Raw genomic sequence first — 9,552 nt, forward strand, 5'->3', positions numbered from 1 at the left:
GCTAAGTGTCTTTTTAAAACAACGCAGATATGGAAACTAACCTATTTTTGAGAATCGCAAAGCTGAAGAACAAGGGGTGGTGCACCTTGTTCTTGGTGCTCGGACTCGTCTTTTTGCAGCTCAGCTCATTTGGACAGACGGGAACAGTTACAGGCACAGTAAAGGATGACGACAAAACTCCTACACCTGGAGTTAATGTCACGATTAAAGGGACTACCACAGGTGCTGCAACTGATGTTAATGGAAAATATGCAATCAAGGCGGCATCTACTGATGTGCTGGTATTTTCATTTATCGGAATGCAAACGATTGAGGTTTCTGTTGGAAACCGAAAGGTGGTCGATGTAATTTTGAAGTCAGAGACAAAAAAATTAAATGAGCTGGTAGTGATTGGCTATGGCTCTGTTCAGAAGAAGGATGTTACTACTGCTGTATCCACCGTGTCGGCAAAGGAGATCGCCGATAGGCCTATTGTTTCGGCTGCGCAGGCGTTGCAGGGCAAGAGTGCTGGTGTTCAGGTGGTGCAGCCATCAGGCAAACCGGGAGTCGGACTCTCTATCAGAGTACGAGGTTCTACCTCGGTGGTGGCCAGCAACGAACCGTTGTATGTTGTTGATGGTATTCCAACCGATGGTGTATCTAACCTTTCTCCAAATGATATCGAGAATATGGTTATCCTTAAGGATGCCTCTTCTGCTTCGATCTACGGGGCGCGTGCTGCTAATGGGGTGGTGTTAATCACGACCAAACGCGGTAAGTCGGGTAAGGCGCTGCTTTCGTTTAACGCTTATACTGGAGTTTCCAAGATTGGAAAGACTATTGACGTGCTCAACACCGAGCAGTACCGTCAGCTGTTAAAAGATATAGGTGGAGCAAACCAGGTGCCCGATGGCATTTCAACCTATACCAACTGGAATGATGAGACCTTCAAAACGGGTACCATTCAAAGCTATCAACTTTCTGCCAGCGCAGGACGCGAGGGGTACTCGTACTACGTGTCAGGCGGTTATCAGGAGGAGAAGGGGATTGTTGCTCCGGCCAGCTTTAAGCGCTACACCTTTAGAGCGAACATGGATAACCAACTCAAAGAGTGGGTAAAGCTAACAACCAACTTCAGCATGTCGCGGGCGCAGAATATGAATGCTGCTGACAATGCAGGTTCGGGGCGTGGCGGGGTAATCCTGAGTGTGCTTAACACACCTCCATTCCTTTCTGTTTGGGATTCCAAAAATCCAAAGCAGTATGCAGCCAATCCATTTCAGCCTTCTTGGGAAAACCCGCTGGCGCAATCGGCTGCTAAAGATCAGAATACCGATTCTAAAATACAGGGAAGCGCTGCATTGGAGTTCTCCTTGCTAAAGGATTTAAAATATAAGACGACCTTAGGGGTAGACTATAATGTACACAACTGGGACTACTATCTCGATCCTGTTCGAACCAACTGGGGGCGTAAAAATAATGGGCTGGGTAAGGCTGATCGTAGCTCATCTACTGTTTGGTTGTGGGAAAACCTGCTGACATACAGCAAGTCATTCAACAAGCTCAACTTTAACGGTATCTTGGGATCATCAACTCAAAGTTCACGATGGGATCATGCCTACATGGAGGGGAAGGATTATCCTGCGAATATACCGATTGAGACTCTTAATATTGCGAACCTAATTGATCCATACAGCGCAAGCACATCAGCCTCCGAGTGGTCTGTACTATCCTACTTTGCTCGTGCTTCGTTTAACTACGACAATAAGTATCTGCTGACTGCCAACTTCCGTGCCGATGGTACTTCCAAAATGCCGTCTAATAATAGGTGGGGATATTTTCCTTCATTCTCTGCCGGTTGGAGGGTTAGCTCAGAACGCTTCATGGAATCAATTGCAAGTGTAGTAAACGATCTTAAGCTTCGTGTTGGCTGGGGAGAAACAGGAAACCAGGAGGGTATTGGTGACTACTACTACTATGGTACCTATGGAATTACCCGCCGACCCATTACCGATCCTTACTCTGGTCCGCTGTTGTGGAGGCAAAGGATGAATAATCCTGACCTTAAGTGGGAAACTACAACCCAGTCAAACGTTGGTGTCGATGTTTCATTCCTGAATTCTAGAATTACACTTAACATGGATGCCTACTACAAGAAGACAACCGATTTGCTGTTTGACGTTGTGTTCCCATCTACGGTTGGCTTAGGAGCATTGAGACGTAATAATGGAGAGGTCGAAAATAAGGGCTTCGAGTTTAATATTACCTCACAGAATCTGAAAGGAGCGTTGGGTTGGACTACGGACTTCAACATGTCGTTTAACAGGAATAAAGTTACCAAGCTGGGATTGACCAAAAACTATCTCTACGGAGGTATTGAAAGCAACGGACAGAGCATCATCCTGCTTAAAGAGGGTGTGTCGTTGGGTACTTTTTATGGCTACATCTCGGAAGGAGTGAATCCGGAGACCGGGGATATTATCTATAAAGATTTGAACAGTAACGGTAAAATAGATCCAGACGATAGGACAATAATAGGTAACGCGCAACCTGACTTCATATTTGGGATGACGAACTCCTTTACTTGGAAAAATTTCAACCTCAACTTCTTTATTCAGGGAAGCTACGGGAACGATATCTTTAATGCCACTCGAATTGATACCGAAGGTATGTTTGATGTTAAAAACCAATCTACGGAGGTGCTAAGGCGTTGGAAAAGGCCTGGTATGGTTACCGATATCCCACGTGCTGGAAATATCTACAACTCCAATAACTCTACCCGTTTTGTCGAAGATGGATCGTATGTTCGGCTCAAAAGTGTGACCCTTGGATATATGCTTCAGGGACGCTGGATGGGAAAGGTTGGCATTAATAAGCTGAACATTTATGTAACAGGTCAAAACCTGCTAACGTTGACCAACTATTCGGGTTACGATCCCGAAGTGAATATGGGTGGTGGCAGCAGCACCGTTCTTGGGGTAGACTATGGAACTTATCCTCAGTCTAAATCGGTGGTAGCTGGTGTAAATATCGAATTTTAAACCGCGAAATCATGAGATATAAAATATATTGGGAGGTTACAGCGCTTGCTTTAATGCTTGCTGTTTCGTCGTGTGATGGACTCCTAGATAAAGAGCCTATTTCTGAAATTTCTGAAGGTATGGTGGGCGATAATGGTAATGCCAGCGATACCATTCGTTTCAAGACAGCTGCTCAGGCTGAGTCGTTCCTTGGAACATGCTACAATGAGTTTCAAACCGAGTACTTTCAGCTCGACTACTATATTAATAGCGAGATGCAGTCGGACAACTCTTACCAAGGAGCCAATGGGGTGGAGCTGGAGCAGATTGAAAACTACCAACTTTCGCCAACAAATAAAAACATAACCCGCGACTGGGGATACTTGTATCGCTTTATAGGTAATGCCAACGTGGTTATAGATAATGTATTAAAAACTCCCGATCAAACCTTCCCTGATGCCAGGAAGCGACAAATAAGAGCCGAAGCGCTAGTAATGCGCGCTTGGTGCTATTTCGACTTGGTGAGATTATACGGTGGTGTACCTTTGGTATTAAAGGCCATTCCATCAATTAATTCGGGGAATGTCGAGAACGTATATCCGTTGCTTTATCCCGATCGCGCAACTGAAGATCAGGTATATGCACAGATTGAGAAAGATTTGATAGAATCACTACCTCTTGTTCAGGAGTTTCCTGCTACTAAAGCAGTTGTTTCTAAAGCATTGGTAAACTCTTTACTAGCGAAATTCTATGCTACCAAACAACCTGCAGATTGGGCAAAGGTTAAGCAGTATGCCCAAAATGTAGTTGGGGATACCCGATATGAGCTTTTACCCGATTATGCCGATCTATTTAAGGCTACAGCACAGACTAATAGCAAGGAGTCGATCTTTGAGGTGCAGTATAACTTAGGGTCAAACGAGTTCTGGGGATACGATATGCATATGGGTACCGACTGGAAAAAGTTTAATACGCCAACTAATGATTTAGTAAAGGCGTTCGACAACGAGAATGATCAGATCAGGAAGGGTGTCTCCATTGCCTTTGCTGATGTTTCGGGGAAGTGGACCGACAAGAACTGGGCTGTAACTGCCTACCCATTTGCTGGCAAGTATAAATCTCGTGGAGCGAAGGTAATGCTGGTTCGATTGGCAGATATTATGCTTCTTCTTGGTGAAGCGGAGAATGAGTTGGGTGGTACGACTGCTGCTCAGGGATGGTTGAATAAGGTTCGTAAGCGTGTTTCTCTACCCGAGACCTCAGCTGTAACAAAGGAGGACCTGCGCCTAGCCTTTGAGAAGGAGCGTCGACTTGAGCTAGCTTTTGAGGGACATCGTTGGTTCGACTTAAAGAGAACCAATCGTGTTATTCCCGTAATGAACGGATTTAAGGACAGCAAGGGGAGCAATATCTTTAAAGGTAAAATTCAACCTTATATGCTATTGTGGCCGGTGCCTCAGTCGGAAAGAGATATGAATAGCAAGCTGACTCAAAACGCAGGATACTAGTTTCTTAATTGTGAGGCTAAAAAATACTAGAGGATGAAAAAAATCAATTACTCAATAATAGCGCTTGCATTGGCTGCCGGGATGATGTCGTGCAGCAAGAGCAGCGACGAGCAGTTGTCGACCCCCACTATTGTGTCGGCTACGCTTAGCCCTTCATCGCTTACTTATGGAGACTCTTTGGAACTTAAAGCGGTTGTACACGATGAGATTACCCCGCTATCTACTCTAGAAGTCGCCTTTGAGGTTGATGGGGTGATTGTTCAGCGCCAGTCTATTCGAACAAAGGGTAACAACGTTACGGTCGATAAAAAGTTCCTTATTCCGTTTGCCAAGGGAGCAACCGAAGGGACTAAGGTGACAGCCTATCTTACCGCGATTAACATCGATGGCTATGAAGCGAAGCAAAGCGTGGTCGCTGTAACCATGCGTCGACCTGTCTTTGAAAAGCTTTACCTTCAGATGAAAAACGGAACAACGCTGGAACTTACTCCACGTGCCGGCAATGCAGATATTTACGAATCGGTAAAGGACTACTACTCAAATAATATTTTTGGAAGGGTTGTTTCTAAAAAAGACCTGACTGGTTATATTTGGGCTATGGTTGATAGTAAGATGGACTTGGCTGCCGATACCGACCCGTTTTTCAACCTGAACGATCCAACCATGATTCCTGATAGGATTATTTTTAATACAAAAACGTTTGAGCTACAGTTCGAAGGTGTTAAGCTGGATCCAATGACTTTTAACGGAAATCAGTTTACGGTAAAGAAACCGGGTATTATGCAGCTTACTATGTCGTTGGTACAAAATCAGCTGGTAGATATTAAGGGTTTTTCCAAACTTGATGCGGCAATCGATCCAGATTTCTTTGTAAAAGACGGAGATAAGTATAAGTTTTTGGGTGAATCAGGTAGCTACTACTTCCAGTATCACATCGATAATAACTTTATTTATGTAGAACAGAGCTCTTCTGTTTATCCAAATGCCTTGTGGGCTTGTGGTGTTGGAATGGGTAAACCGATGTCTCCGCTCAAGAAGACCACCAGCTGGAATTGGAATGAGCCTACCGACTACTGCTTTGTTCGTAAAGTTGGGGCTACAAAGTATCAGCTTACTGTATACCTCAAACATGAGACAGGTTTATCGTGGTCCGATGAGGTGAACTTTAAGTTTTTCAACCAGAAGGGTTGGGGAGGGGAGTTTGATACTCGTACCTTAAAGACTTTACCAAACGGATTTGTTGCCAAATCAGATGGGAATGTTGGAGCAACTACCGATCTTGCAGAGGGAGTGTACAAGCTAACGCTTGATCTAGATCCCGCTGTGATGAGCCTAGATGCCGTAAAAATTCGATAAACGAATTAGCCTGCCAATGCGGAGGTGCGCTTTATGCTGCACTCTGCATTGGTACAGGCTTACTTTTTTATAGGCGACTTTGTCGATTAATAAACTATAATAGACATGATGATGAAGCATCAGAAACTTCTTACGCTTATTTTTTGGCTCTTTTTGGCTACGGCCTGCTCCAAAAGTAGCGATAGCCCCGTGCCTGTGGATCCCAATGGAGAGGTTCCTGTTGCAGGTAAAGTTCAGTCGTATACCACCAGCACTTCACAGCTGAGCTTGCTTAAGCTTAAAAATGTTGACTTCGGGGGGATGCCCGGCGACTTTACCATCAGGCTGGATTCTACGGCAACCTACCAACAAATGGATGGATTTGGAGCTGCTCTCACCGGATCTTCTGCTTACCTGCTGAACATGATGGATGCTGCCAAACGGGCTGGAATTCTTCGAGATTTATTCGATCCTCAAACAGGGATTGGGATAAGTTACCTTAGAATAACAATTGGCTCTTCCGACTTTTCTTTGGGAAATTATTCCTACTGGGATACTGAGGGTGCTGCTGGATTTTCCATTCCGCTTCAAGATAGTAAAGATCTTATTCCAATCTTGAAGGAGATTGTTGCTATTAACCCGAAAATTAAGATAATGGCCTCTCCTTGGTCGGCACCGGCATGGATGAAGGGATCTAAAACTATGAATGGAGGTTCCCTGCTGGATGCAAATATGCCTGCTTATGCCGACTATTTTGTAAAGTATGTAAAGGCGTATAAGCAGATGGGAATCAACATTGACGCAATAAGTGTTCAGAATGAACCTGCTCATCAGACTTCCGGATATCCTACCATGCTTATGATTTGGCAGCAGCAGGCCATGTTTATCAAAGCTTTTCTGGGACCAAAATTTGCATCAGAAGGGATTACTACTAAAATACTAATCTGGGATCATAATTTTGACGCTTGGGATTACCCTGTTAATATACTTAACGACTCCGATGCAAAGAAGTATATAGCCGGATCTGCCTTTCATGCATACGGAGGTGATGCTTCTGCAATGGGTAAGGTGCACGATGCTCATCCCGACAAGGATCTCTACTTTACCGAGCAGTCGGGCGGTAGCTGGGGACAGGGATTTGCAGGGGATCTGATGTGGTTTACAAAGAATATCTTTATTGGAACAACCAATAACTGGTCAAAAAATGTGCTGCTTTGGAATCTAGCGTTAAATCCTACAAACGGACCTACTAACGGTGGATGCACCACATGTAGAGGTGTTATCACCATTGATGGGAGTAGCGTTACCAAGAATGTGGAGTACTATGCTATCGGTCACTTTTCTAAGTTTGTGCGCCCTGGCGCGGTACGAATTGGGAATAGTATTATCGGCAATGCCAGTATTGCTGCCTCTGTAAGCTACTCCTCATTTATGAATAGCGATGGCACAAAATCTGTGGTGGTGGCAAATTCGCAGTCACAACCTGTAAGCTACTCCATACAGTGTGGAAATCGTCGCTTTACCTACATGCAAGAAGGGGGAACTGTTGTAACCTTTAACTGGAAGTAATATGAAGAGAGAATGGCTAGCTGCATTACTGCTTATAGGAAGCAGCAGCGCGATGGCAGGAGGGGGTAGAGAGGCTAAGGTGCTCTCGTCGTACCCTGTCACTGGCAAAATGTACGTTGTTGGGAAAGCTCCGATTGTTAAGTCGATCGGATCTGATGAGAATAGTGTTGTTATCAATTTTCAGGAGAAATATCAGGCAATGGAGGGAGTTGGTGCTGCCCTTACTGGTTCATCAGCCATTGTTTTTAAGCATAACCTTTCTGCAGCCAAAAGAAGCGAACTTTTTAAGGAACTGTTTACCCCTCAGGGTATAGGTATCGACTACGTACGGCTGACCATTGGGGCCTCCGACTTTTCGAGGCGGACTTTCAGCTACTGTGATGAGGTGGACTCTTCGTTGACCAAATTTTCGTTGGCGGAGGATGAGCGGGAGGTTATTCCTATGATGAAGGAGATACTGGCCGTTAATCCGAAAATTAAAATAATGGCCAGCCCTTGGAGCCCTCCAGGATGGATGAAGAGCAGCAACAGCATGGTGGGAGGGCACCTTAAGCCCGAATGCTACGATCTGTATGCCCGTTATCTGATTAAATATATTGAGCAGATGGGGAAACATGGAATTCGTATTGACGCAATAACGGTACAAAATGAGCCGGAGTATGGAACGGCTCAGTATCCCTGTATGCTGATGAGCGCCGAGGAGCAGAAGGTTTTTGTTAGAGATTTCCTCGGACCTAAGTTTGCGAGCAGAAAGATAAAGACTAAAATTATTCTTTTTGATCATAACTGCGATAACCCCAGCTACCCTATCTCCATTCTGAATGATAAGGTCGCCCGTAAATTTGTAGCCGGATCAGGATTTCATCATTATGCAGGCAACGTGGATGCTCTTTGTGCTGTTCATAATGCTCACCCCGATAAGGATCTTTACTTTACTGAACAGTCAGGCGGTGGATGGGCTCCAAACTTTTCTGACAATGTGCAATGGTACACTGGCCATCTAATGGTTGGGGCAATGCGATGCTGGTCTAAAAACATGCTTCTTTGGAATCTGGCACTTGATGAAAATGATGGACCAAAGAATAATGGTTGTTCTAACTGCTGGGGTATTGTGCGTATAAAGAGCGATGGTACAGTAGAGCGCAATGCCGAGTACTATGCTCTTGGTCATTACGGGAAGTTTGTTCGCCAGAATGCACGGCGGGTAAGTTCGTCAACTGGTGTGGTGGATAACGTTGCCTTTGTTAATCCTAATGGTGAGAAGGTTGTGGTAGCAGCAAACCGTAGCGATAAGGCGCAAAAGATATCGTTTCTATTTGAGGGACAAAGGTTGACTCACACCTTTGAGGCTCACGAAGTGGCATCATTTATCTGGAGGTAGTTCAGCATTCTGCTGAGATTTATGAGTTGACGCATAAGGAGGTGTCTAATAAGTGCCACGTCATGCGAGCTGAAAGTTAGCGGAATCAATTAGGTCTCACGAATGAGCGAAAAAAGCCTTAGAGCATATTCTAAGGCTTCTGAAATTTTCGTGATACGCATATCGTGCGTCGCTATGCTTCATGTTGGACACCCCCTATGGTGCGCTTCTCGATTACTAATCAACAAAGAATTTAGGGAATATATGGGATTTCAACTGATTGACTACGCCATTCTGGTGGCGTACATCGTAATTATTGTGGGTGTTGGCCTGTGGGTAACGCGCCGCAAGAAGGGAGCGGGGGAGCGCGACGCCGCAGACTACTTCATAGCCAGCAAAAGCCTTAGCTGGTGGGTTATCGGCACCTCGCTTATTGCCAGCAACATCTCGGCCGAGCAGTTTATCGCCATGTCGGGCTCGGGGTTTGCGCTGGGTATGGGCATTGCCTCGTACGAGTTTATGGCGGCCGCCACGCTGATCATTGTGGCGGTCTTCTTCCTGCCCATCTTCCTCAAGTCGGGCATCTACACCATGCCCCAGTTTCTGGAAAAGCGCTACGATGGCCGCGTTAAAAGCGTCATGGCCATCTTCTGGCTGGTGGTGTTTGTTTTCGTGAACCTTTCCTCGATTCTCTACCTGGGGGCTCTTACGGTTAAGAACGTGCTCTTTGAGGGGCAGAACGTGCTGATAGGCGGCATGGTGGTCGATCCGCTATGGATTG

Annotated in this window: 6 protein-coding genes; all 6 read left to right on the forward strand. The window is 45.3% G+C overall.

The genetic code is table 11. The features are described 5' to 3' along the window. Positions 1-29: 29 nt before the first annotated feature. Complete coding sequence (locus L990_RS15050) at positions 30-3,020, forward strand: SusC/RagA family TonB-linked outer membrane protein (RefSeq protein WP_081981737.1); 2,991 nt, start codon at positions 30-32, stop codon at positions 3,018-3,020. Positions 3,021-3,031: 11 nt separating this feature from the next. Then, entirely contained in the window at positions 3,032-4,507 is a 1,476-nt protein-coding gene (locus L990_RS15055) for a RagB/SusD family nutrient uptake outer membrane protein (RefSeq protein WP_047451068.1), read from the forward strand. A 33-nt stretch (positions 4,508-4,540) separates the two neighbouring features. Next, positions 4,541-5,863, forward strand: coding sequence for a DUF5121 domain-containing protein (locus L990_RS15060; RefSeq protein ID WP_047451070.1), 1,323 nt, complete (start codon positions 4,541-4,543; stop codon positions 5,861-5,863). Positions 5,864-5,968: 105 nt separating this feature from the next. Beyond that, on the forward strand, positions 5,969-7,411 hold the full coding sequence (locus L990_RS15065) for a glycoside hydrolase family 30 protein (RefSeq protein WP_156121625.1): 1,443 nt from the start codon (positions 5,969-5,971) through the stop codon (positions 7,409-7,411). Between the two features lies 1 nt (position 7,412). Continuing rightward, positions 7,413-8,792 (forward strand): glycoside hydrolase family 30 protein, encoded by a 1,380-nt coding sequence (locus L990_RS15070; protein WP_052181067.1) that lies wholly within the window; start codon positions 7,413-7,415, stop codon positions 8,790-8,792. A gap of 243 nt (positions 8,793-9,035) precedes the next feature. Continuing rightward, positions 9,036-9,552: sodium:solute symporter family transporter (locus L990_RS15075; RefSeq protein WP_047449610.1), on the forward strand; the 517-nt coding region annotated here is incomplete at its 3' end.

The organism is Alistipes sp. ZOR0009, from assembly GCF_000798815.1.
Lineage (GTDB): Bacteria > Bacteroidota > Bacteroidia > Bacteroidales > ZOR0009 > Acetobacteroides.

Bases quoted from the DNA above. Each gene is read 5' to 3' on its own strand.
- L990_RS15050 (WP_081981737.1), top strand. From the start codon at position 30: ATGGAAACTAACCTATTTTTGAGAATCGCAAAGCTGAAGAACAAGGGG.
- L990_RS15055 (WP_047451068.1), top strand. From the start codon at position 3,032: ATGAGATATAAAATATATTGGGAGGTTACAGCGCTTGCTTTAATGCTT.
- L990_RS15060 (WP_047451070.1), top strand. From the start codon at position 4,541: ATGAAAAAAATCAATTACTCAATAATAGCGCTTGCATTGGCTGCCGGG.
- L990_RS15065 (WP_156121625.1), top strand. From the start codon at position 5,969: ATGATGATGAAGCATCAGAAACTTCTTACGCTTATTTTTTGGCTCTTT.
- L990_RS15070 (WP_052181067.1), top strand. From the start codon at position 7,413: ATGAAGAGAGAATGGCTAGCTGCATTACTGCTTATAGGAAGCAGCAGC.